The following is a 22538-nucleotide window of genomic DNA, read 5'->3' on the forward strand; positions in this document are numbered from 1 at the left end:
CGCCGGAGCCGAGGCGGCGGGCGCCCCGGGCTTGTAATCGGCGAAGAAGTCCCACCAGGCTCGGTCTACCGAATTCGGGTCCTGGAGGTACTGCTGATAGATCTCGTCGACGAGCCACTCGTTGGCACCGAAGGCGGCCGCGGGGTTCTTCCCGGCGGCTTGGTCATCGGTCGAGATGCTCGAGTTACTGGGGGACTGTGGCGACACGGCGGCAACCGCCCTCTTCCGCTTCACAAGGTGATGGACAGCGGGAATAAAGGCTACGCCTCCCTGGCCGAGAAGGTCAGGCCGGGCCCGTCCAACGTCGTGTAAGTCACACCGGAATCAGTGTTTCGCCCATGGAAATGGCGGGAAACAAGCGAGGTTCCACTTCGGAATGGGTACGTCGATCACGGACCGCGGCATCCTTCACACGGTCCTGTGCCTGATCACACGTGTACGCCGGCGGCGACAGCGATGGATCTTGCGACTCCGGTTCGAACTTTACGTCAACTTGGCAGAGAAGGGAGTCCCGGAAGGATGACCTGGATCCGGCAACCCCGCTGAGATTCGGCCACACCGATCCGTCCGCCGTGCAGATCGACAGCCCAGCGGGCGATGGCCAGGCCCAGGCCCGTGCCGCCGTCGCTGCCCGGACCGTGCGGCGACGGCACCCCGCCCCGGTTGAACCGCTCGAAGACGCGGTGCCACTCCGACTTCGGGATACCGGGTCCCTCGTCCAGGACCTCCAGGGCCAGCGACTCGGGATGGTCGCCCCGCCGCGCCCGCACCGTCACCCGGCCGTGCGGCGGGCTGTGCTTGACCGCGTTGTCGATGAGATTCGCGACGACCTGGTGGATCCGCTCCGGGTCCGCGTGCGCGGTCAGCTCCGGAGGGGACACGTCGAGGTGCAGATGGACGTCCGTGCGGGTGTGGCCGCCGCCGGAACCCGAGCTGAGGTCCGCGCGCGCCGAGGCGACCATGTTGGCCTCCTTCAGCACGCCCGACAGATACGGCCACACCTCGAAGCGCCGCCGGCGCAGCGGTACGACGCCGTTGTCCAGCCGGGACAGGTCCAGGAGCGTCTCCACCAGCCGCCCGAGGCGCTCCGTCTGTTTCAGCGCGGTGCGCATCGTCTCGGGATCAGCGGCCGAGACGCCGTCCACGACGTTCTCCAGGACCGCGCGCAGCCCCGCGATGGGGGTACGCAGCTCGTGCGAGACATTCGCCACGAGCTCCTTGCGCTGACGGTCCTGGGCCTCCAGCTCGTCGGCCATGAGGTTGATCGTCTGCGCCAGGTCGCCCAGCTCGTCCCGCCGGTCGTCACGCACCCGGCGGGTGTAGTCGCCGTGCGAGATGGAGCGGGCAACCGCGTTCATCTCGTCCAGCGGCGCGGTGAGCGAGTGCGCCACGAACTGCGTGATCAGCAGGGTGGCGATCATCGAGAAGACCGTGATGAAGCGCAGCTCCGTCTTGGTGTGCACCGCGATCATCGACAGACCCGTGGTGATGAGCACGGAGATGACGACCAGCGCGCCCAGCTTGGTGTTGATCGAGAAGGGCCGCACGTCACCCCAGGAGCCGGTGCCCCTGCGCTCACCGGACGCGCGCTCGCCGAGCCCGCGTCCTCGCTCTTCGAGTCCGCTCATCACATCAGCCCCTCACGCAGGTCCCGATCACGCGGGTCCTGACGTTCCGACGGAGGCCCGGCTCAGGGAGTCGGGGTCTCCAGTGCGTAGCCGACGCCGTGCACCGTACGGATCCGCTCGGCACCGATCTTGCGACGCAGCGCCTTGATGTGGCTGTCGACGGTCCGGGTACCGGAGGCGTCCGCCCAGTCCCACACCTCGGCGAGAAGCTGCTCGCGCGAGAGTACGGCACGCGGGGTGTTCGCGAGGCAGACGAGGAGGTCGAACTCGGTGGGAGTGAGGTGCACGTCCTCGCTGCGCACCCGCACCCGGCGCTGCGCGTGGTCGATCTCCAGCTCGCCGAGGCGAAGGATGCCGCTGCGCGGAGCGGAGGCCGCGACGACCGCGCGCTCCACTCTGCGGAGCAGGACGTGCACCCGGGCGGCCAGCTCGCGCATCGAGAACGGCTTGGTCATGTAGTCGTCGGCGCCGACACCGAGCCCGACCAGCATGTCGGTCTCGTCGTCGCGCGCGGTGAGCATCAGCACCGGCACCGGGCGGGCGGCCTGCACGCGACGGCAGACCTCCAGACCGTCGAAGCCGGGCAGCATGATGTCGAGGATCAGCAGATCGGGCTGCCAGGCCTCGGCGGTGTCGACGGCGGCCGGACCGTCGCCCGCGGTTTGCACGAGGAATCCCTCGGCTCGCAGGCGGGCCGCGATGGCGTCGACGATCGTCGGGTCGTCCTCGACGACCAAAACCCGGCGCTGAGCGCCCGGGGTCGCCGCCGTACTGTTCTGGGAGGTCTGTGTCTGCTCCATCGCCCGCCCCTGAAGTGTGCTTTCCGGAATCCGTGGGGTGATCCCATGACTGCGCTTGACGCTTGAATGATCCGCGTCAGGCAAGCAGGGTACGGGCAGTCACCGTGCCTCGGCTATCCAGGCCTTACCGCGAGATGCACCACGTCGGGAACGCCCCGGGCAACGGGGATCACTTCGGTACGGACCCGTCGGAATCCGGCATTTCGCAGCGATCCTTCAAATTCCGGAGAGGGCTGGGCCGACCACACGGCGAGCACACCGCCCGGCCTCAACGCCCTTGCGCAGCTTGCCAGTCCGGACTTCCCGTACAGTCCCGCGTTGCCCTCGGTGACCGTCCAGCCGGGTCCGTTGTCGATGTCGAGGCACAGCGCGTCGAACGTGTCGGAGATCTCATTGACGTAGTCGACGAGATCGGACTCGACGATGTCGGTGCGCGGGTCGGCGAGCGCCTCGACCGAGAGTTCGGCGAGGGGCCCGTCGCGGTGCCAGTCGATGACGGCCCGTTCGCGCTCGACAACCGTGATGCGCCCCCAGCGGTGGTCCGCGGCGGCATGAGCGAGCGAGAACCCGACGCCGAGCCCGCCGATCAGCACACTCGGCTCGGGGCGCCCGTCGAGGGCGTCGTACGCCGCGTCGACGAGCAGCCGCTCGGAACGCCCGTCGGAGGTGTCCATCAGAAAGCACCCGTTGGCGATGATCTGCAGCAGAGCACCGTGGCGCCGCAGCACGACCTCGCCGTACGGGCCCTGACGGCGGTCGATGACAACTGGAGTGTCGTACGAGGCGGTCATGGCCGCCATCCTGGCATTTTCACCGGTACGGGTGGCCGGAATTATCGGGGTCCGGGCCTCCGCGGTCCGGCCCCGCCGCCCGGCCACCGTCCGCGGCCCGGCCCCGCACCGCCCGGCTCCGGGGTCCGGACCCCGGACGGTGCGGGGCCGGACGATGCGAGGTCGGACGATGCGAGGTCGGGTGGTGCGGGGTCGGGTGGTGCGGGGTCGGGTGGTGCGGGGCACGCGGGATGCGACCGGGCCGGTTCCGTCATCCGGGGGTGACGGCGGGCCGTACGAGGTTGACGCCGTGGCGGGCCGGGGATCTCAGCTGGAGACCGTGGCGGGTCGGCCCCTTTCTTGAGGAGTTGCTGAGAATCGTTCTGTACGTGGCGCCGGTCATAGACAGCGACACAGGGGACGCGAAGGGTGGGAAGCGACGGAAGGAGCGCCGCACTGTGGACCTGAGCACCACCGGGCGAGCCGATGCGCCCACCGGCCGGGCCGGTACGTCCACCGGGCCGGCGCTGGACACACACCCGCCGAACCGCCTGCCCGGAATGCCTCAGCAGCGCGACGGTTCCACCGCGCAACCGGCTTCGGGGGCCAGGACCACAGCCACACCGGCGGCCGTGTCGACGGCCACGCTCCTGCCGGGCCCGGCAGGCACGATCGGATCGGCGGGTGCACCAGGCCCGGCGGGCACGCTCGTACCGGCGGGGGCGTCCGGGTCGGCGGACCTGCCGGGGGCGCCGGACCCGCTCAAGCCGGCGGGCACGCCCGGGTCGGCGGACGTACGGGAAGCGCCGAGCCGGCTCGAACCGGCGGGCAGGCCCGTGCCCGGCCCGACGGCCTCGGGCATGTCCGCGCCCGGCCCGACCGCCGCGCAGGCCCTCGCGACCGACTCCGGCTCCGTCCCATGTGCCGCCCCCGACCGGTTCGGCGGACTCCCCGTCCGGCGGCTTCTGCCCACCCCGCTGGGTACGCCCTTCACCTTCGGGTACGCGGCCGTCCTCGCCGCCACTTCCTGCCTCGCGGACCAGGCGCACCCCGCGTTCGTCCACGCCCTGCACCAGGCGTCCAGTACCGACGTCGCGCACCTCGCGCGCCACCCGGTACTCGTCCTGATCGCGAGCGCGCTGTGGATCGTCGGCGGGATCGCCTCCCCGTACGCGGTCGGCTTTCTGCTCGTGCTGACCGCGCTGGAGCGTCGTACGGGCACGGCGTGGGCGGCCGGTGTCTTCCTGCTCGGCCATGTGGCGGCCACGCTGGCCACCGAAGTGCCGGTCGGCCTGGCGGTGCTGGCGGGCGTACTGCCCGTCGGCTCACTGCACCGGCTCGACTACGGCATCAGTTTCGGCGTCGCCGCGAGCGTCGGCTCGCTCGCGGGACTCCTCTCTCCCTGGCTGCGCTGGCCGCTCCTGATCGGCTTCGGCTCGGTCCTCGTTCAGGACCTGATCCTCCTGACCGACCCCGTGACGGACGGGGGCCACCTGATCGCGCTGGCGATCGGCGTCGCGACCTGGCCACTGGTACGGCAGCGGCACCGGCACCGATTCCCCGGGCCGGTCGCGCGGGGCTGAGCCGCGGGCCCCCGATCGGATGACGCTCCGGTCGGCTCAGGGGCGCCGCGTCCTTTCCCGCGGACGCGAGGCGACCCGTTGAGCCGTCGGGGTGACGGCCGACGCGCCTCGCCCGGGAACGCCGTGCGTGCCCCGACCGCATCCGGCGTGTTCGCGCGGGTGGTCGCACGCCAGTGCAGGCCGCACGGCCGCTCCCCGGGCCCTTTCGGGGGGCGAGGACGTCCTGCCCCGGAAGTTCGTAGACGGTTCCACCGGTGACGGGCAGCGCCCGGCCGTCGGGCGAGGTCTGCGTCGACGGCGCCCGACAGCAACGGCCGGAGGATTTCCGGATCGGGACAGCCCTTAGCGGGAGAGCGACCCGTTCTGGGCGTCGGACGCGGACTGCCATGCCTGTACGCCCGCCAGGGACGCCTCCTTGGCCTGCCGCCACTTCATGGCGGCCTGCTGGCTCGGAGGCACATCCATGGTGCGGATCATGCGCCGGCCTGCGGAGAACACGGCGACGGCAGCGATGGCCATGCCGCTGAATGCCACCACGGCACCGACCGCGGTGAGCACGGCACCGGTCGTGACGAGCCGGCGGTCGATGTCGAGCGTGGGCTGGGAGTGGTGATGGTTCATGACTCCACCATCCAACGGCAAGTGGTCACCCCGCATCCCGAGCGGCGGCGCCAGAAGCCGGGCACCCGAGCCGTGGCACGTGCGGCGCCCTGGAGGCAGGCGAGGAGATGATCCGTGACCGAGCCGGACGCTCCGGCGACGACAGCCGCTCGACCGGTACCCGGTCCCGTGCGTCGCTCGATCGGCACCCGGTCCGCGCATGGCGGATGACCAGCGGCGATTCGTACAGGTCCGGGAGATCGGAAGTGATCGCTCACAGCGAACAGCCCCTGGGGAACATTGCGGGGCTCCCGTGCATTGAGTCGGCATAGCTCAACTTGACTGCCGAAGGGGAGATCATGGCTTCGACGTCCGCATCACTCACCCTGCCCGTGCTGCCGCTCGACGACGAGGTCGTGCTGCCCGGAATGGTGGTTCCGCTGGATCTGAACGACACCGATGTCCGTGCCGCGGTGGAGGCCGCCCAGGCCGCCGCCCGTTCAACGCCGGGCAAGCCTCAGGTACTCCTGGTGCCACGCATCGACGGGACCTACGCGAGCACCGGAGTGCTCGGCACCGTCGAACAGGTCGGCCGGCTGGCCGACGGAGACCCGGGCGCGCTGATCCGAGGGCGTGGGCGCGTGAAGGTCGGCGCGGGGACCACGGGTCCCGGCGCGGCCCTGTGGGTCGAGGGCACCCGGGTCGAGGAGACCGTGCCCGACCCGCTGCCCGGCCGGGTCACCGACCTGGTGAAGGAATACAAGGCCCTGGCCACCAGCTGGCTGCGCAAGCGCGCCGCCTGGCAGGTCGTCGACCGGGTGCAGCAGATCGACGACGTTTCCGCCCTTGCCGACAATTCCGGTTACTCACCGTTCCTTTCCATCGAACAGAAGGTCGAGCTGCTGGAGACCGCCGACCCGGTGGCCCGGCTGAAGCTCGCCACCGAGCAGCTCCGCGAGCACCTCGCCGAGCAGGATGTCGCCGAGTCCATCGCCAAGGACGTCCAGGAGGGCGTCGACAAGCAGCAGCGCGAGTTCCTGCTGCGGCGCCAGCTGGAAGCCGTACGCAAGGAGCTGCGCGACCTCAAGGGAGAGGACGGCGAGGAGGAGTCCGACGACTACCGTGCCCGCGTCGAGGCCGCCGACCTTCCCGAGAGCGTTCGCGAGGCCGCCCTCAAGGAGGTCGAGAAGCTGGAGCGGTCCAGTGACCAGTCTCCCGAGGGCAGCTGGATCCGGACCTGGCTCGACACCGTCCTGGAGCTGCCGTGGAACGAGCGGACCGAGGACGAGTACGACATCAGGGGCGCCCAGTCCGTCCTCGACGCCGAGCACGCCGGTCTGGAGGACGTGAAGGAGCGCATCACCGAATACCTGGCCGTGCGCAAGCGGCGTTCCGAGCGCGGTCTCGGAGTCGTCGGCGGCCGGCGCGGCGGTGCCGTGCTCGCGCTCGTCGGCCCGCCCGGCGTCGGCAAGACCTCGCTCGGCGAGTCCGTCGCGCACGCCATGGGCCGCAAGTTCGTCCGTGTCGCCCTCGGCGGTGTACGGGACGAGGCCGAGATCCGCGGACACCGCCGTACGTACGTCGGCGCGCTGCCCGGCCGGATCGTCCGCGCCATCAAGGAGGCCGGGTCGATGAACCCGGTGGTCCTGCTCGACGAGATCGACAAGGTCGGCTCCGACTACCGGGGCGACCCGGCGGCGGCGCTGCTCGAGGTCCTCGACCCGGCGCAGAACCACACCTTCCGCGACCACTACCTGGAGGTCGAACTCGACCTCTCGGACGTCGTGTTCCTCGCGACGGCCAACGTTCTCGAAGCCATCCCGGAGGCCCTGCTCGACCGCATGGAGCTGGTCCGCCTCGACGGCTACACCGAGGACGAGAAGGTCGTCATCGCCCGGGACCACCTGCTCCCGCGCCAGCTGGAGCGGGCCGGTCTGGAGAAGGACGAGGTCGTCCTCGACGAGAGCGCGCTGCGCAGGCTCGCCGGGGAGTACACCCGGGAAGCCGGCGTGCGGAACCTGGAGCGGGGCATCGCCCGGCTGCTGCGCAAGGTCGCGGCCCAGCACGAACTCGGCCGCCGGGAGCTGCCGTTCACGGTGAACGACAGCGACCTGCGCGACCTCATCGGGCGCCCGCACCACGTGCCCGAGTCCGCTCAGGACCCGGCCGAGCGCCGCACGGCGGTGCCCGGTGTCGCCACGGGTCTGGCCGTCACCGGCGCAGGCGGTGACGTCCTCTACGTGGAGGCGTCGCTGGCCGACCCGGAGACGGGCGCCGCCGGACTGACCCTCACCGGTCAACTGGGCGACGTGATGAAGGAGTCGGCGCAGATCGCGCTCTCCTTCCTGCGCTCGCACGGCGCGGAGCTCGAACTGCCCGTCGGCGACCTGAAGGACCGGGGTGTGCACATCCACTTCCCGGCGGGCGCCGTCCCCAAGGACGGTCCGAGCGCGGGCGTCACGATGACGACCGCCCTGGCGTCCCTCCTGTCCGGCCGGCTGGTCCGCACGGACGTGGCCATGACCGGTGAGGTGTCGCTGACCGGCCGTGTCCTGCCGATCGGCGGCGTGAAGCAGAAGCTGCTCGCCGCGCACCGGGCGGGTGTCACGACCGTGATCATCCCGAAGCGCAACGAGGCCGATCTGGACGATGTCCCGGCCGAGGTCCTGGAGAAGCTCGACGTCCACGCCGTCACGGACGTCCGTCAGGTCCTGGAGCTGGCACTGGCGCCGGCGACGAACGGCGCGGTGCCGGAGGTTCCGGTAGCGGCGTGACGGACGCTGCCGGAAGGGAAGGCCCGGGTCCCGTGAGGGAGGCCCGGGCCTTCGCCGTACATCGGCCGTGGCCGTACCGCATGGCCGTACGTCATGACTGTGAGCCCTGGCCGTACGACAGTTGTGCACGTCACGGCCGTACGTCACCGCCGTACGTCACCGCCGTACGTCACCGAGGTGCGCCGGAGGTCAGCCCTTGGCGAGCGCCTGGACGCGGTCCAGGGCGCCGTTGAACTTGTCGTGGTCCCCGACCGTCGGGCCGGAGGACGTGTACTGCCACATCGTGTAGTACCCCCAGCCCGCCGGGAGCGTCCCGGGGTCGGAGGCGTAGCGCGCGATCCACAGCGGGTTGGCGGAGGCGAAGCCGCCGTAGTTGCCGGTGCACTGCGTCCACCAGCTGGCGGCCGTGTAGATCACCGCGTCGCGGCCGGTCCGGGCCTTGTACTGGGTGAGGAAGCTGCTGATCCAGCTGACCATCGCGCTCTGCGTCTTGCCGTAGCAGGCGGCTCCGTACGGGTTCCACTCGATGTCGAGGGTGCCGGGCAGCGTCTTGCCGTCGCCCGACCAGCCGCCGCCGTGGTCGACGAAGTAGTTGGCCTGGGTGGCACCGGTCGTGGTGTCCGGGGTCGCGAAGTGGTACGAGCCGCGGATCATGCCGATGTTGTATGCGCCGTTGTACTGCTGGGCGAAGTACGGGTTCGTGTAATACGTCCCCTCGGTCGCCTTGGTGTAGGCCCACCTGACCCCGCTGCTCCACAGCGTCGACCAGGCGACGTTGCCCTGGTAGCCGGAGACGTCCACGCCTTCGGTCTGGGTGGCGTCACCGGTTGACGGCGTGCCGTCCTGGCCGTCGTGGGCGATGACTCCCATGCCCATCCGGGCGGAGCCCCGGGCGGGGGTGTCGGCGGCGGAGGAGGGGAGGGCGGAGAGGAGGGGGAAGGCGGCGAGCAGGGTTCCTACCGCGAGCGCTCGCAGGCGGTGGGCCGTTCCGGATCTGTGCACGGGCATGTGCGTGCCTCCGAAGGGCGATGGAGCTCCGGGAGCCCGGGGGAGCCCGATGGAGCTCGGTGGGGGGAGAGCGCGGGCACGCGTGCCGTAGGGGGGATCAGGTCGTCCTTGACCTGGGGTGGCGTGCGCATGCCAGCAGATAAGTGTCTGATAAAGAAGCTACGCACGTAGAAGACGACGTGGAAGAGGAGCCGGAGGCTGCCGTTGGTCTACGCCTGCGAAATACTGGCGGAGCTGCGACAACGGCGAGTTCTGGCAGAAACTTTCAGGATCGGGAAACCGAGTCAGGGGTGCTGACGTGCACGAGGGCGGAAACGACGGCGGAAGTCCGGTCGAATCCGGCGTGTCGGGAAATGGTGTGGACCGGCCCCCGGCGCACGGTGGCGCGGAGCGCGAGTTCCTCTCCCTGGAACGCGAGTTGACCGTGTTCCTGCGCCGCGCCCGTGCCAGCCAGGGGGAGATGGCCCGCGAGGTCCACCCCGACCTGGAGTCCGCCGCGTACGGACTCCTCGTCCGTCTCGAGGAGTGCGGCCGGCAGCGCGCCACGGAACTCGCCGCCTACATCGGCGTCGGCAAGGCCACCATGTCCCGGCAGCTGCGCGCCCTGGAGGAGTTGGGTCTGGTCGCACGAGAACCCGACCCCGCCGACGGCCGCGCCTGGCTCGTCCACCTCACCGAGGAGGGCCGCGGCCGCGTCAGCAGTGTCCGCGAGGCCCGCCGCGCCCGCTATGTCCGCCAACTCGCGCACTGGGACCAGAACGAGGTCGCGGAACTCGCCCGGCTGCTGCACCAGCTGAACCGCGGCATGGAGAAGTAGCCGCCGCCCGGCGGCGGTCCCTGTCTCCCCGCGTCCCCTCAGAGCTCCGCGAACACCACCGTCGCGTCGTCGTGCGTCTTGCCCCGCCGGGGACGCGACCGCTCCCGCGCGTCCGCGCGCTCCAGCGCCCGCACACGTTCGACGAGCGAGGGGGAGCCCTCTTTGCGTACGAGGGCGAACAGCTCGGCCCAGTCGCCCGCGTGGAACCTCTCCACCCAGCGGGTGGCGCCGTCCGTGAGGGCCGCCAGGGCGCGGACGGAGGAGCGGGGGAGTGTGCCCGTCACCGCACGAGAGGCCACCGAGGGGTCGGCGGCCGCCGTGAAGAAGCCGCCCTCCTTGTTGCGTGCGGTGGTGTCGGCGACGGCGTCCGTGGCGAGCGCGGCGCGAGGGAGGCGGGAAAGGCGGTCGTCCAGCAGCGCGGTGACCTCACCGGCGGGCGATTCCACCAGCAGGGCCGAGTCCGAGAGGACCAGGTACTCGACCTCCGACGTGGACCACCGGGCGAGGACCACGGTTGCCTGGGGTGTACGCGGGTGAGAAAGGTCACAGGTGGCGGCGTGTGCGTCGGCGACGCGGCGAATCGCCCGTGACAGGACCTCGGGCAGGGGTAAATCCCCCTGCGAAACGGACAGTTCGGTCAGCGCTCCGCCGAGCCGCGCGGAGAACCAGGAGACCGGATGCAGACAGCCGTAGTCGCCCCGAGGAGGCGTCACCCCGTCGAGCACGACCAGTGAACCGCCCTGTCCTGAAGCGGGAAGTCCGACCGATGCGAAGTCCTCATTGGGGCGGTCCGGGTCTCCGGGCTCCGATACGAGTTCAGTGCGCATTCCGCCAGTCTGCACGAGCCCTTCACAAGGTTCCCGAAAGGTCGGCAAGGAGCGCTCGACGTGCGGACCAGCAGCTCGGACGCCAGGTTTGGCATGGAATGATCGACTCCGGCAACGCGTGGCGGCGAATACTGCCAAAGCGCGTCCCGGACGTCCAACCGGCCCGCCGCGGGGGCCTGTCGCCGACGGTCCGGGACTTGCTCGCCAACTCCCCTCCGATGTTCACTCCTTCGGGTGGCGGGTCGGATGATGCGGGACCACTGCCCACCGGCACTGGGAGGGTCGGGAGCCGTACCGGGCGGACGCCGCGATTGACGGGACGTCACCCGGGCCCCAAATGGGTACACGAGTCAGGAATGCGAGCACCGGTGCAGAAGACGCGGCCGAGGCGCACAGGCAAGAAGACGGCCTCCAACTCCACAGAGGGTGGCGCCGTCGGCGACGCCACCGACTCCACAGGCCGGGGCAGGACCGCCCATGTACGCAGCCGGCTGATCGTGGCCGTGGCGGTCGTCGCGGCCGCCATCGCCGGCGCCGGCGCGCCCACGGTGCTGTCCGCCTCGCAACAGCTGAACGACTCCCAGAACCTGGTGAGGCTCGCCCAGCGCACCCAGCAGGCGCTGACCCTCGCGCACGCGCTGGCCGACGAGCGTGACGACGTCACCTCGTACGTCGCCGCGGGCCGGCCCAAGGCCAAGGCGCCCTCCGAGCAGCGCAGCGCCCTGGTCGACCGGCAGGTCGACGAGCTGCGGGCGGACGAGACCGCCCCCGCCGCGCTGCTCAAGGACCTCGACGGCATCGCGGCTCTCAGGCGAGCGGCCCTCACCGGGAAGAGCGGCGCCCTCGAAGCGCACCAGGCGTACTCCGGGGCCATCGCCGAACTCCACGCCCTCGCCGAGGACCTGGCCGACCGGATGCCGCCGCGCGCGGGCTCCGGCGCGCACGCCCTCGCCGAGCTGGACACCGCCGTCGAGCAGTCCGCCGCCGCCCGCGGACTGCTGCTGGCGGCCCTCGGCATCCCGCGCACCACCCAGACCGTCTACAACCCGGTCACCGGTCTGATGGAGACCACGAGCACGTCGTCGGACGCCGACACCAAGCAGCGCGACGCGCTCAGCGCCGCCGCCCAGCAGGCCCGCGTCCGCTCCGACGCGTCCCTCGCCGACTTCCGCGAGACCGCGCCAGAGCAGGCCGTGACGTCCTACGACTCCACGGTCACCGGCCCCGACGTCGGCTCCGCCGACAAATACCTGGCGAACCTCACCGGGCAGCCGAAGCTCTCCGACTCCGCGCTCGGCACCAGCACCAAGAAGCTGGACGCGGCCCTGTCCGCCCGGATCGACCTGATGCGCGGCGCCGAGGCCTCCCTCAACGACCACCGCACCAAGGACCTCGAACAGCTGCGGGACGACGACGTCACCGCGCTGGAGATCCGCATCACCCTCCTCGGTGTCCTGCTGCTCGTCGCGGCCGGCGTCACGATGGCCATGGCCCGTACTCTCACCCGGCCGCTCGCCGTCCTGCGCCTCGGCTCGGCCCGGCTCGCCGCCGACCCGGGCTCCCAGGAACCGGTCAAGTTCACCGGCCGCAACGACGAGTTCGCCCAGGTGATCCGCTCCGTCAACGCGTTGCACGCGCACGCCGCCACGCTGCACGAGCGGATCGCCACCCTCGAAGGCGACCGCAAGCACCTCATCGGCCAGCGCCAGCTGATGGCCGACGAGCGCGACAAGCTGCGCGGCGAACTCGCCGAGTCGGCAGCCCGCTTGGAGCAGGTGCGCGGCACGATCCACAGCACCTTCGTCAACCTCGCGCTGCGCACCCTCGGCCTCGTCGAGCGTCAGCTCGGCGTCATCGAGGGCCTGGAGGAGCGCGAGCAGGACCCGGACCGCCTCTCCACCCTCTTCAAGCTCGACCACTTCGCCACCGTCATGCGACGGCACAGCGAGAACCTCCTCGTCCTCGCGGGCGCCGAGCACGTGCAGCACCACGCGGGCCCGGTCCCGCTCGTCGACGTCGTACGGGCCTCGGTCAGCGAGATCGAACGGTACGAACGGGTGCGGATCGCGGCGCTGCCCCCGCACGCGCACATCGCCGGGTTCGCCGCCGACGACATCAGTCACCTGGTGGCCGAACTCCTGGAGAACGCCACCTCGTTCTCGCCGCCCGACGTTCCCGTCGAGGTCTCCGGCTGGCTGCTGGAGAGCGGTGACGTGATGCTCTCCGTGCAGGACGAGGGCATCGGCATGACCGACGAGCGGATGCGTCATCTCAACGCCCGCCTCGCCGAGTTCGACCCGCAGGACACGTACGACCAGGAGAGCGGCGAGGGACTCGGGCTCGGCCTGTACGTGGTGGCCCGGCTCGCACACCGGCACGGCGTACGGGTGAAGCTGCGCGAGCAGAAGCAGGGTGGGGTGGCCGCCGTGGTCGTCCTCCCGAAGGCACTGCTCGCCGCCGCGCCCTCGTCCACCGTCCCCGCCACCGCCCGGCTCGCCGGCGCGGCCCCCGTGGTGACCCTGCCCGGCGCCGACGCCGAGGCCAACTCCAACGTCCTGCGCGGCCGTTCGATCCTCAGGGCATCGGCATCGGCCGGCGGCGAGGACCCGTTGATCGCGGCGGCCAAGGCGGCCGTACGGGACGCCGCTCCCGAGCCGGAAGCGGTGCCCGAGCAGGCTTCGGTCCCCGCTCCCCGGCCGGCCGCGCAGACCCCGGTCGTCCCGGCCCCCCGGGAGCCCGAGCCGGTCACCGAGCCGGAACCGGAACTCACGTCCGAGACGACGATGGAACTGCTGCTCCCGGAGCTCGCTCCGGACGCTTTTGCACCGGAGGCCCCCACGGCGGAGGCTCCTACGGCGGAGGCGCCCGGACCGGACGCCCCCGCGCAGGAGGCCTTCGAGCCGGTGGCCCCCGCATCGGAGGCCGCCACGCAGGGAGCCCCCGCACAGGACTTCGCCGAGGCGGCGTCCTTCTCCACGGGGACGGCCGGCGTACCCGGCTCCAGGGGAACGTCTGCGGTACCGGCCTCCGGGCCCCCTGAGGCGGCCTCCGCTTCCGGGTCCCCCGAGTCGACCCCTTCCGAATTCGGCGAACCTGCCCCGGTTTCCCCCGAGTCGGCCTCGGCCTTCGGGTCCGGCGAGCCGGACCCCGCCCCGGTTTCCCCCGAGGCGGCCGGAGCCCTCGCCGAGCCGGCTCCCGGCTTCGACGGGACGTCGGTCCCCGGCGCGGACGAGGCAACCTCCCGCGTCGGCGGGACGGTCCCCGGCGCGGACGAGGCAACCCTCCGCTCCGGCGGGACGGTCCCCGGCGCAGACGGGACGACCCCCCGCCCTGGTGGGACGGCCCCCGGTGTCACCGAGGCCGGTTCCCACCCCGGCACGCGGGCCGCGGAGCCCGCTCCGGCAGCGGACCAGCCCGCAGGGACCACCACGGACGCGCCCGTAGGGACCCCGGCCGGTGTGCCCGCAGGGGCGACCACCGACGTGCTCGCAGGGGCGACCACCGATGCGCCCGCCGGGACCACGACCGACGTGCCCGTCGGGGCGGCCACCGGCCTGACCGCAGGTCAGGCCGCTCCGGCCACCGACCCCTACGCCATCGGCCCCGACAGTCATGAGCGTGCCGCCGACGAGCACTCCCGGCTCACCGACAAGGGCTTGCCCAAGCGGACGCCGAAGATCTCCGCCCCCGCCGCCGTCCCGCGGCCGCGCGTGGGCGGCGTGGACGCCGATGCCCTGCGCCGCAGGCTGGGCGGGTTCCACCGGGGTGCGGTCGAAGGCCGTCGCGATGTCGAGGCGGAGATCGCCGACCGGACGGCGGAGACCCCCACGCCCGAAGGGCGGACGCCGTCGGCACCCGCACACGCGCCCGCAGGACCCGCGTCCACCGCGCACCGGATCGACGCACAGGACGTAGAAGCATCGGGGGGCACAGTCGAGGAGGCAAGCAGTTGACCGCGACCAGTACCTTCGGCCTGAGCAGTGAAGCTCGTAACCTGCACTGGCTGCTGACCAATCTCGTCGAGGAGGTGCCGGGCCTTCTGTCGGTCGCGGTCGTCTCCTCCGACGGCCTGCTGCTGCTCTCCTCCGACCCCGGCCGCAACGCCGAGGCGAGGACGGCCGACAGCACCAAACCGACCGGCCCCAAGGGGGCCGCGGCCGACCTCGCCACCATCGTCTCCGGCATCGGCAGCCTCACCATCGGCGCCGCCAAGCTGATGGACGGCGGCGGCATCAAGCAGACCATGGTCGCGATGGACCAGGGCAGCCTCTTCGTCATGACGATCAGCGACGGTTCGCTGCTCGGAGTGCACGGCTCCCCGGACTGCGACATGAGCGTGGTGGCGTACCACATGGCGCTCTTCGTCGGCCGGGCAGGACACGTCCTGACCCCCGAGCTGCGTCTCGAGCTGCGAAAATCCCTTGAGGCCGACGCTCTCGGGAGTGCTTGATGACCGTGTCGAACGGCGTTCAGAAGCTCCCGGTCCGCGGCGGCGGCCGCAAGCCCGCCCGCGTACGCCCCTACTCGCTCACCGGCGGACGGACGCGCTTCGGCCACGTCCTGCTGGTGGAGACCTTCGTGGCCGCGCTGGAGGCCCCGGAGGCGCGCAAGGAGTTGACCAACGGTTCGCTCACCACCCGGGTCATGCCCGAGATGCGGGCCATCGTCGAACTCTGCCGCAGGATGCGCACGGTGGCCGAGATCGCCGCCCTCCTCAGGATGCCGCTCGGAGTGGTCCGAGTGCTCCTGAGCGACCTGGCGGACCAGGGAAAGATCCGTGTGTACGGAACAGGTCACGGCCCGGGACAGCCGGACCGCGCTCTGCTGGAAAGGGTGTTGAGTGGACTCCGTCGTCTCTGACGCCGAACCTGGCGTCGCCCCCCTCCTCGACGATGAGGAGAATCTGCAGGCCTGGCAGACGGACCGCACGCGCGCGCCGATCGCCACGAAGATCGTGGTGGCGGGCGGCTTCGGCGTCGGCAAGACCACCCTCGTCACGTCCGTCTCGGAGATCACGCCTCTCCAGACGGAGGCGCTGATGACCCGGGCCAGTGAGGACACCGACGACCTCACGGGTACGCCGGAGAAGCTGACCACCACCGTGGCCATGGACTTCGGCCGCATCACGCTCGACGACGACCTGGTGCTCTACCTCTTCGGTACGCCGGGCCAGCAGCGGTTCTGGTTCATGTGGGACGACCTGGTACGCGGCGCGATCGGCGCGGTGGTCCTCGCCGACACCCGCCGCCTCTCGGACTGCTTCCCGGCGCTCGACTACTTCGAGAGCTGCGGACTGCCGTACGTCGTCGCCGTCAACCACTTCGACGGCAGCGACGACTTCGAGCCGGACGACGTGCGCGAGGCCCTCACGGTGCCTTCACACATACCTGTCATGATCATGGATGCGCGTCGCCGGATCTCGGTCGTCGAGACCCTGCTCGCTCTGGTCGGCCACGCGCTCGAAGTCAGCCCCGAATAGGGACGCCCGAGGACTGGGAGAAGCAACCCGCATGCGGAAGATACTCGTCGTCGGAGCCGGCCAGTCCGGACTCCAGCTCGCCCTCGGACTCCAGTCGCAGGGGTACGAGGTCACCCTGATGTCGAACCGGACGGCGGACGAGATCCGTGCCGGCCGGGTCATGTCGACGCAGTGCATGTTCGACACGGCGCTCCAGCACGAGCGCGATCTCCAGCTGAACTTCTGGGAGTCCCAGGCTCCGAAGATCGAAGGGCTCGGTGTCTCGGTCGCGGCCCCCGGCTCCTTCGACCCGGGTCCCTCGCAGCGCGTCATCGACTGGGTCGGCAAGCTCGACGGGTACGCGCAGTCGGTCGACCAGCGGGTCAAGATGGCGGGCTGGATGGAGACGTTCGCGCAGCGCGGCGGCCAACTGGTCATCCACGGCGCCGCGGTGTCCGACCTCGACTACTTCTCCCGCGCGTACGACCTCGTGCTCGTCTCGGCAGGCAAGGGCGAACTCGTCTCGATGTTCGGCCGCGACGCCGCCCGTTCCCCGTACACCGAGCCGCAGCGCGCCCTCGCGGTGTCCTACGTGCACGGTCTGGGCCCGCGCCCGGAGCACCCGGACTACGACGCGGTCCGCTGCAACCTGGTCCCCGGCGTCGGCGAGCTGTTCATCATGCCGACCCTCACCACCTCGGGACGCGCCGACATCCTTTTCTGGGAGGGCATACCCGGCGGCCCGCTCGACGTCTTCAACGGCGTCAAGGACCCCGCCGAGCACCTCTCCCTGACCCTGGAACTCATGGAGCGGTTCACGCCCTGGGAGTACGCGCGAGCCACCAACGTCGAACTGACCGACGCGGGCGGCACGTTGTCCGGACGGTACGCCCCCACTGTCCGCAACCCGATCGGCCGTCTCCCCGGCGGCGGGCTGGTCCTCGGCGTCGCCGACGTCGTCGTGGCCAACGACCCGATCACCGGCCAGGGCTCCAACTCGGCCTCCAAGTGCGCCGCCGCCTACCTCGCCTCGATCGTCGAGCAGGGCGACAAGCCCTTCGACGAGGAGTGGATGCAGGCGACGTTCGACCGCTACTGGGACACCGCGCAGCACGTCACCAAGTGGACCAACGCGATGCTGGGCGTCCCGCCGGAGCACGTGCTCAACCTGATCGGAGCGGCAGGTCAACTCCCGCCCGTGGCCGACCGGTTCGCCAACGGCTTCAACAACCCGGCCGACTTCGAGAACTTCTTCTTCGAGCCGGAGAAGACGGGCGCCTATCTGGCGTCGGTGACCGGCGCGACGGAGGCGTAGCCCTCGTCGGTTCCTTCGGTGGCGTGTTCGGGGAGCTTCGGCGGCGTGTAGTGCCGCAGGGGCTCCCCGTCCGGATCCGGGCGCACCGCGCCCAGCAGCGGGTTCGCCGCGATGGGGGACACCTTGATCCTCGCCCCGGGCCGCGGCGCCTGCACGACCATCCCGTCGCCCAGGTAGATGGCGACGTGCGTGGCCTCGGGGAAGTAGATCACCAGATCGCCGGGACGAAGCTTGCTCAGCGGGATCCTCGGAAGCTGGGCCCACTGTTCCTGGCTGGTGCGGGGGACGGGACGGCCGGCCCGGTCCCAGGCCTGTGACGTCAGCCCCGAGCAGTCGTAGGCCGCCGGGCCCTCGGCGCCCCACTCGTACGGCTTCCCGATCTGCTCGACGGCGTAACGCAGCGCCTCCTCACCCTCCTGAGTCGGCGGCCGCACGCTGCTGAGGGCGCCGGAGGCCATGAACTTCTTCTGCGCCGTGGCCGTTCCCGACTTCTCGGACCTGTCCAGTTCGGCGATCTGTTCCGCGGTCAGCGAGGCGAGCAGCAGCTGGACGTCGTCGAGCCGCTTGCGCACCTCGTCCCGCTCCTTCTTCTGCCGTTCGGCGAGGGAGAGCTGACCGTCCAGCGCCTTGCGCGCCGCACGCGCGAGGGCAGCGGTGTGCTTCTCGCCGCCCGCGACCCGCCGCACGGTCTCGGCCCGCTCCAGCGACAACTGTCCGATCAAGTGCCCCTGGTCGAGGGCGTGCTGCGGATCCCGGGCGAGCAGCAGTTTCACGTACGTGGAGAGGTCGTCGGCGCTCTGGTACTGCTGCCGGGCCAGCCGCCCGGCGGCGCCGCGGCTGTCCTGCAGGGAGAGGCGGGCCCTGGCGAGGCCGGCGTCGAGCCTGGCGACCTCGGCGCGCTGCTTCCTCAGTTTCTCGGCGGTGCCGTTGTACGTCTCGGTGGCGCGTTCGGCGTCCCGGTAGAGCCGCTGAAGATCCGTCAGCAACGAGGCGACGGAACGCCGGGCATCGGTCCCGGACCCCTGGCCGGGCTCCGGGGCGGCCATCGCCGACGGGGGCGAGAGCAGCGCCCCGGCCGCCACCGCCGCCGTACAGAGCAGACGCAGAAGCCTTCCTGACACGTCATCACCTCCGGTACCGGGGTGGTCCGTCGACCACCCGTCTCGCACCGGCAGGATCGGCCCAGGGCATCTCGCGCGCGCGCCGGGTGACCGCTTCGGCCCAAGAAGGTCACTCGTCGGCGTTGCCGTCCGGCGTGGCGCCGCCGCTGCCCCCACTCTTGTGCGTGCCCGGAGACCAGGGCAACGTGAACCGGCGCCCCGACGTGTCGCCCTCGGGGGCGTACTCGTACTTCCACCCCTGATGGAGCCCGAGCCGCTTGCTGGTGGCCGCCTGGACGCGCCGGTAGACCAGCACGGTGGGCTCGCCGCCGTCCGGGTCGGGCACCGGAATCCGGTACGTCTTCGGCGGGTGACCGGTGATCCCGAGCAGAACGGGCAGGACGCGCCCGTCCAGCGGGCCGCCGACAAAGGGGGTGTCTTCGCTCTTCACCGGACCAGTGTCACAGCAGGTGGGCCGCTTCCCCGACAACGGGCAGCACCCGGCGGACCAGCGTCCCCGCGATGCCGTCGGGGCTCTCCATCGCGAGCGAGGCCCGTACCACCGCCGCGGTCTGCGGATCACTGCCCGCGCTCGCCACGAGCGCCGCCACGAACTGCTCGACGAGCCAGTCCCGCAACTCGTCCAGCGGCGGTTCCTTGTCCTCGTCGAGCCAGATCAGCGAGGCGGCCTCCACAGCCGTGATCCACATCCGGACGGTCATGCGCAGCCGGGGCCCGGGATCCTTCACCGCCAGATGATCGAGAATGTGCTCCGCCGCCGCCCGGCGGACCCCGTCGACTATGGCCGTGGTCCGCGAGGTCTCGATGACGCTCCCGCCCTGCAGCAGCGCGCTGAACCCGGCGTCGTGCTGGTCCACGAAGGCGAGGTAGCGGTCGAGGGCCCGGGAGAGCCGTTTGGTGAGCGGACCCTCCGGGGGCTCCGCGAAGCAGTGCTCCAGTTCCTCGGCGGCGGACCGCAGGGCGGCCTCGTACAACTGCTGCTTGCCGCCCGGGAAATACCGGTACACGAGCGGCCGCGACACTCCGGCCGCCTCCGCCACATCGTCCAGCGAGACCTCCTCGGGCACCCGCTGGGCGAACAGGGACAGCGCGGCTTCGAGCAGCTGACTGCGCCGCTCCTCGACACTGAGCCGACGGTAGGCGGGGGTGGAAGCCTGCGAGGTCATGCCGGGCAGCGTAACCGCCCACCCGCCCGGCCCCCGTACGACGCCGAACGGGAACCTCCCCCCGTACGACGCCGGACGGGACCCCCGTACAAGCCGGACGGGACCCCCGTACAACGCCGGATGGGAACCTCCCCGTACAGCCGCGGACGAGGAAGGGCCTTGGCGCGCAAGCCCCCACCCAGCGGCACCCGCCGGACAACGCGAGGGGACGTGCCGGTACATCGAATGCCCGCGGCCGGACGGATCACAAGCCGCGACCACTTGGAACACCGCTCAGATCCGTTCGGGCGCGGGCGGATGTACCGGCGCGGCCCCGCCCCCGGGAGACCTGGGCGCACCCGCAGCCGAACGGGCCCTGCCCCGAAACCTCAGCCGAGTCCGGAACCGAGCCCGACACCCCCCGACACCGCCGTCCCCCGACACCGCCCGACACCGCCCGGCAGGGCCCCGCAGGGCCCCGCGTCAGGCCAGCAGCCCCGACGACTTCCACAGCCGCCGCCCCGCCCCCCGCAGCACCCCGATGTCGTCCAGGAAGTCCGTCAGTTTCTTGGCCCCGGTCTGCATGACGTCCCGCCGGTGCCCGCTGGCCTTCACCTGGGCCAGGGCCTCGCGCTGGTCGAGTCCGACGTTCGTGTAGACGTCGGGGTTGATGAAGGCCACCGAGAAGACACGGGCGAACTCGCCCGAGGTGACTCGGGTGAACTCCTGCGACCACCGCGGCGCGGAGACCATCTGCCGCCGCAACTCCTCCCGGGCGTAACGGACATGGCGGGCCTCCTCCACCACATGGATCCGCGTGACCCCCCGGACGAGGGTCTGCACCCGCTCGTCCGGGAACGTCAACCGCTGCATCCAGTCGAGGATCTCCTCACCGAGCAGCGTGGCCGTGAAGGAGCCCGGTGTGGTCGAGATGGTCTTGAAGACCCGCCCGAGATTGAGATGGGCTCGGCTGACCGGGTAGTACGGGGTGCCCCCGCGCGTGATCAGCCGGGCGAACATCTTCGAGTGCCGGCACTCGTCCTCGATCTCGGTCAGCGCGTACCGCACATGCGCGCTCGTCGCCGCCTTGTCGTAGATGTGCCGCACCAGCAGCTGCATCAGGATGATCTCGAACCAGATGCCCAGGGAAGCCAGCGCGGCCGCCTCGTGCTGGGACAGGGCGATCCGCTGCTCCTCGCCCATCCGCCGCCACAGCGGGGTGTCGTACAGCGACACCAGCTCGGGCGGCCAGAACCACTTGCCCTCCTCGAAGGGCGCGTCCCAGTCGAGTTCCTTGTCGGGGTCGAAGGAGTGCTTGGCGGAGGAGTCGAGGAGGCGCTCGGCCACCTGCTCCCGGTCTTTGAGCAGACCGAGCGCGTCACGGAGCACATCGGCTTCGGTCACCGTCGTCATGGCTGTTCCCACCTCGTCGTACGGGATCACTTCAGGGGTTACCGGCGGTCACCACTTATGAGACTGCTTGTCAGCAAGCTCGTCAATCCCCCGTGCCGGACTTGTTGACGGCGCGTCTACTCCGTGTGAGCCTGCGAGGTATGCCGACGCATGAGCTGTACGCCGCGGACTCGGGAGATCCCCTCTGGCAGATACCGGCCTCGGGGGCGGCCCGCTTCAACTGGGAGTACGACGACGGTCGTGACCGGCTGCTCGCCCTCTACCAGAAGGGCAAGGACAAACAGTGGGACGGCCAGAAGCGCATCGACTGGGGTCTGGAGGTCGACCCCGGCGATCCGCTCGGCACCCCGGACGAGGCCATGACCCTGTACGGCACCCCGTACTGGACGAAGATGACCGACCGGGACAAGGCCGAACTGCGCAAGCACTACGCCTCCTGGCAGTTCAGCCAGTTCCTGCACGGCGAACAGGGCGCCATGATCTGCGCGGCGAGGATCGTCGAGTCGGTCCCCGACCTGGACGCCAAGTTCTACTCGGCCACCCAGACCATGGACGAGGCCCGGCACGCGGAGGTCTACACCCGCTTCCTGCACGAGAAGATCGGCATGGTCTATCCGATCAACGACAACCTCCAGTCCCTCCTCGGAGACACGCTCCGCGACTCCCGCTGGGACATGCCCTACCTGGGCATGCAGGTCCTGATCGAGGGCCTGGCCCTGGCCGCCTTCGGGATGATCAGGGACACCACCGACAAGCCGCTGCCGAAGCAGATCCTGGCCTATGTGATGCAGGACGAGGCACGCCATGTCGCCTTCGGCCGTATGGCCCTGCGCGACTACTACAAGCAGCTCTCCGACGCCGAACTCCGTGAACGCGAGGAATTCGTCATCGAGGGCTGCTACTTGATGCGGGACAGGCTGCGCGGGGTCGAGGTCCTGGAGAACTTCGGGATCCCGAAGGCGGAGGCCGAGGAGTTCAGCGAGCAGTCCGAATTCCTGCACCTCTTCCGCCAGTTGCTGTTCAGCCGCATCGTCCCCTGCGTCAAGGACATCGGCCTGTGGGGCGAACGCCTCCAGCGCGCCTACGTCGACATGGGTGTCTTCGGCATGGGCAACTCCAACCTGGACCTCCTGATGACTCAGGACGAGGAGATCGCCGAACAGCTGGACGCGGAACGGTTCGCGACGGAGGAGCGGGAACGCCTGGCGGAGATCGAGGACATGATCGACGAGGGCACAACCCCGTAGGTGCCGGGGTCCGTGAGCCCTGGGCCCCGTGA

The 22538-nt window shown here is 70.8% G+C and carries 20 protein-coding genes; 9 read left to right on the top strand and 11 right to left on the bottom strand.

What is annotated here, in order from left to right; translation table 11 throughout:
- The 4 genes from N4G66_RS38655 to N4G66_RS38670 all read right to left on the bottom strand — a co-directional run.
- The coding region (locus N4G66_RS38655; RefSeq protein WP_261708976.1) for a 2-oxoglutarate dehydrogenase E1 subunit family protein at window positions 1-207 on the bottom strand (207 nt) is incomplete at its 3' end.
- 281 nt (window positions 208-488) lie between these two features.
- Complete coding sequence (locus N4G66_RS38660; protein ID WP_261708977.1) at window positions 489-1628, bottom strand: HAMP domain-containing sensor histidine kinase; 1140 nt, start codon at window positions 1626-1628, stop codon at window positions 489-491.
- 62 nt (window positions 1629-1690) lie between these two features.
- Window positions 1691-2428 (bottom strand): response regulator transcription factor, encoded by a 738-nt coding sequence (locus N4G66_RS38665; RefSeq protein ID WP_261708978.1) that lies wholly within the window; start codon window positions 2426-2428, stop codon window positions 1691-1693.
- Between the two features lie 113 nt (window positions 2429-2541).
- Window positions 2542-3219, bottom strand: coding sequence for a spermine/spermidine synthase domain-containing protein (locus N4G66_RS38670; protein WP_261709012.1), 678 nt, complete (start codon window positions 3217-3219; stop codon window positions 2542-2544).
- A 437-nt stretch (window positions 3220-3656) separates the two neighbouring features.
- Between N4G66_RS38670 and N4G66_RS46085 the strand changes: the two genes are divergently transcribed.
- A complete protein-coding gene (locus N4G66_RS46085) occupies window positions 3657-4781 on the top strand; it encodes a rhomboid-like protein (protein ID WP_391858958.1) in 1125 nt (374 codons plus the stop codon).
- A gap of 342 nt (window positions 4782-5123) precedes the next feature.
- Here the strand turns inward: N4G66_RS46085 and N4G66_RS38680 are convergent, their stop codons facing one another.
- On the bottom strand, window positions 5124-5402 hold the full coding sequence (locus tag N4G66_RS38680) for a hypothetical protein (RefSeq protein ID WP_261708979.1): 279 nt from the start codon (window positions 5400-5402) through the stop codon (window positions 5124-5126).
- Window positions 5403-5740: 338 nt separating this feature from the next.
- On the opposite strand from N4G66_RS38680, the gene lon reads away from it, so the two are divergent.
- Entirely contained in the window at window positions 5741-8155 is a 2415-nt protein-coding gene (gene lon / locus N4G66_RS38685) for an endopeptidase La (protein WP_261708980.1), read from the top strand.
- Window positions 8156-8344: 189 nt separating this feature from the next.
- On the opposite strand, the gene N4G66_RS38690 is transcribed toward lon, so the two are convergent.
- Complete coding sequence (locus N4G66_RS38690; RefSeq protein ID WP_261708981.1) at window positions 8345-9163, bottom strand: lysozyme; 819 nt, start codon at window positions 9161-9163, stop codon at window positions 8345-8347.
- A gap of 298 nt (window positions 9164-9461) precedes the next feature.
- On the opposite strand from N4G66_RS38690, the gene N4G66_RS38695 reads away from it, so the two are divergent.
- Entirely contained in the window at window positions 9462-9980 is a 519-nt protein-coding gene (locus N4G66_RS38695; protein WP_261708982.1) for a MarR family winged helix-turn-helix transcriptional regulator, read from the top strand.
- A gap of 38 nt (window positions 9981-10018) precedes the next feature.
- Here N4G66_RS38695 and N4G66_RS38700 read toward each other — a convergent pair whose 3' ends face one another.
- Complete coding sequence (locus N4G66_RS38700; protein ID WP_261708983.1) at window positions 10019-10807, bottom strand: protein phosphatase 2C domain-containing protein; 789 nt, start codon at window positions 10805-10807, stop codon at window positions 10019-10021.
- Window positions 10808-11175: 368 nt separating this feature from the next.
- Between N4G66_RS38700 and N4G66_RS38705 the strand changes: the two genes are divergently transcribed.
- The 5 genes from N4G66_RS38705 to N4G66_RS38725 are packed head-to-tail and all read left to right on the top strand — an operon-like array spanning window position 11176 to window position 17580.
- The gene (locus N4G66_RS38705; RefSeq protein WP_261708984.1) at window positions 11176-14760 is read left to right on the top strand and encodes a nitrate- and nitrite sensing domain-containing protein; all 3585 of its coding nucleotides are present in this window, start codon (window positions 11176-11178) and stop codon (window positions 14758-14760) included.
- Window positions 14757-15257, top strand: a complete 501-nt coding sequence (locus N4G66_RS38710; RefSeq protein WP_261708985.1) for a roadblock/LC7 domain-containing protein — start codon at window positions 14757-14759, stop codon at window positions 15255-15257. The genes N4G66_RS38705 and N4G66_RS38710 overlap by 4 nt, the downstream gene beginning before the upstream one ends.
- Window positions 15257-15667, top strand: coding sequence for a DUF742 domain-containing protein (locus N4G66_RS38715; protein ID WP_261708986.1), 411 nt, complete (start codon window positions 15257-15259; stop codon window positions 15665-15667). Before N4G66_RS38710 ends, N4G66_RS38715 begins: the two co-directional genes overlap by 1 nt.
- Window positions 15648-16286: a GTP-binding protein gene (locus N4G66_RS38720; protein WP_261708987.1), complete on the top strand. Its 639-nt coding sequence runs from the start codon at window positions 15648-15650 to the stop codon at window positions 16284-16286. The genes N4G66_RS38715 and N4G66_RS38720 overlap by 20 nt, the downstream gene beginning before the upstream one ends.
- A gap of 31 nt (window positions 16287-16317) precedes the next feature.
- On the top strand, window positions 16318-17580 hold the full coding sequence (locus N4G66_RS38725) for a styrene monooxygenase/indole monooxygenase family protein (protein WP_261708988.1): 1263 nt from the start codon (window positions 16318-16320) through the stop codon (window positions 17578-17580).
- Here the strand turns inward: N4G66_RS38725 and N4G66_RS38730 are convergent.
- From N4G66_RS38730 to N4G66_RS38745, 4 genes are all read right to left on the bottom strand, one after another.
- The gene (locus N4G66_RS38730; RefSeq protein ID WP_261708989.1) at window positions 17544-18701 is read right to left on the bottom strand and encodes a C40 family peptidase; all 1158 of its coding nucleotides are present in this window, start codon (window positions 18699-18701) and stop codon (window positions 17544-17546) included. The genes N4G66_RS38725 and N4G66_RS38730 overlap by 37 nt on opposite strands.
- A 109-nt stretch (window positions 18702-18810) precedes the next feature.
- Window positions 18811-19131 carry a hypothetical protein gene (locus N4G66_RS38735; RefSeq protein ID WP_261708990.1) on the bottom strand — a complete coding sequence of 107 codons (321 nt, stop codon included), beginning with the start codon at window positions 19129-19131 and terminating at the stop codon, window positions 18811-18813.
- 10 nt (window positions 19132-19141) lie between these two features.
- Complete coding sequence (locus N4G66_RS38740) at window positions 19142-19867, bottom strand: TetR/AcrR family transcriptional regulator (protein ID WP_261708991.1); 726 nt, start codon at window positions 19865-19867, stop codon at window positions 19142-19144.
- Between the two features lie 462 nt (window positions 19868-20329).
- Window positions 20330-21259: an AurF N-oxygenase family protein gene (locus N4G66_RS38745; RefSeq protein WP_261708992.1), complete on the bottom strand. Its 930-nt coding sequence runs from the start codon at window positions 21257-21259 to the stop codon at window positions 20330-20332.
- A 140-nt stretch (window positions 21260-21399) separates the two neighbouring features.
- On the opposite strand from N4G66_RS38745, the gene N4G66_RS38750 reads away from it, so the two are divergent.
- Window positions 21400-22506: a ferritin-like domain-containing protein gene (locus N4G66_RS38750; RefSeq protein ID WP_261708993.1), complete on the top strand. Its 1107-nt coding sequence runs from the start codon at window positions 21400-21402 to the stop codon at window positions 22504-22506.
- The last annotated feature ends 32 nt before the right edge of the window (window positions 22507-22538 follow it).

The sequence above is a fragment of the Streptomyces rhizosphaerihabitans genome, from assembly GCF_025399795.1.
In the GTDB taxonomy this organism is placed as follows: Bacteria; Actinomycetota; Actinomycetes; order Streptomycetales; family Streptomycetaceae; genus Streptomyces; species Streptomyces rhizosphaerihabitans.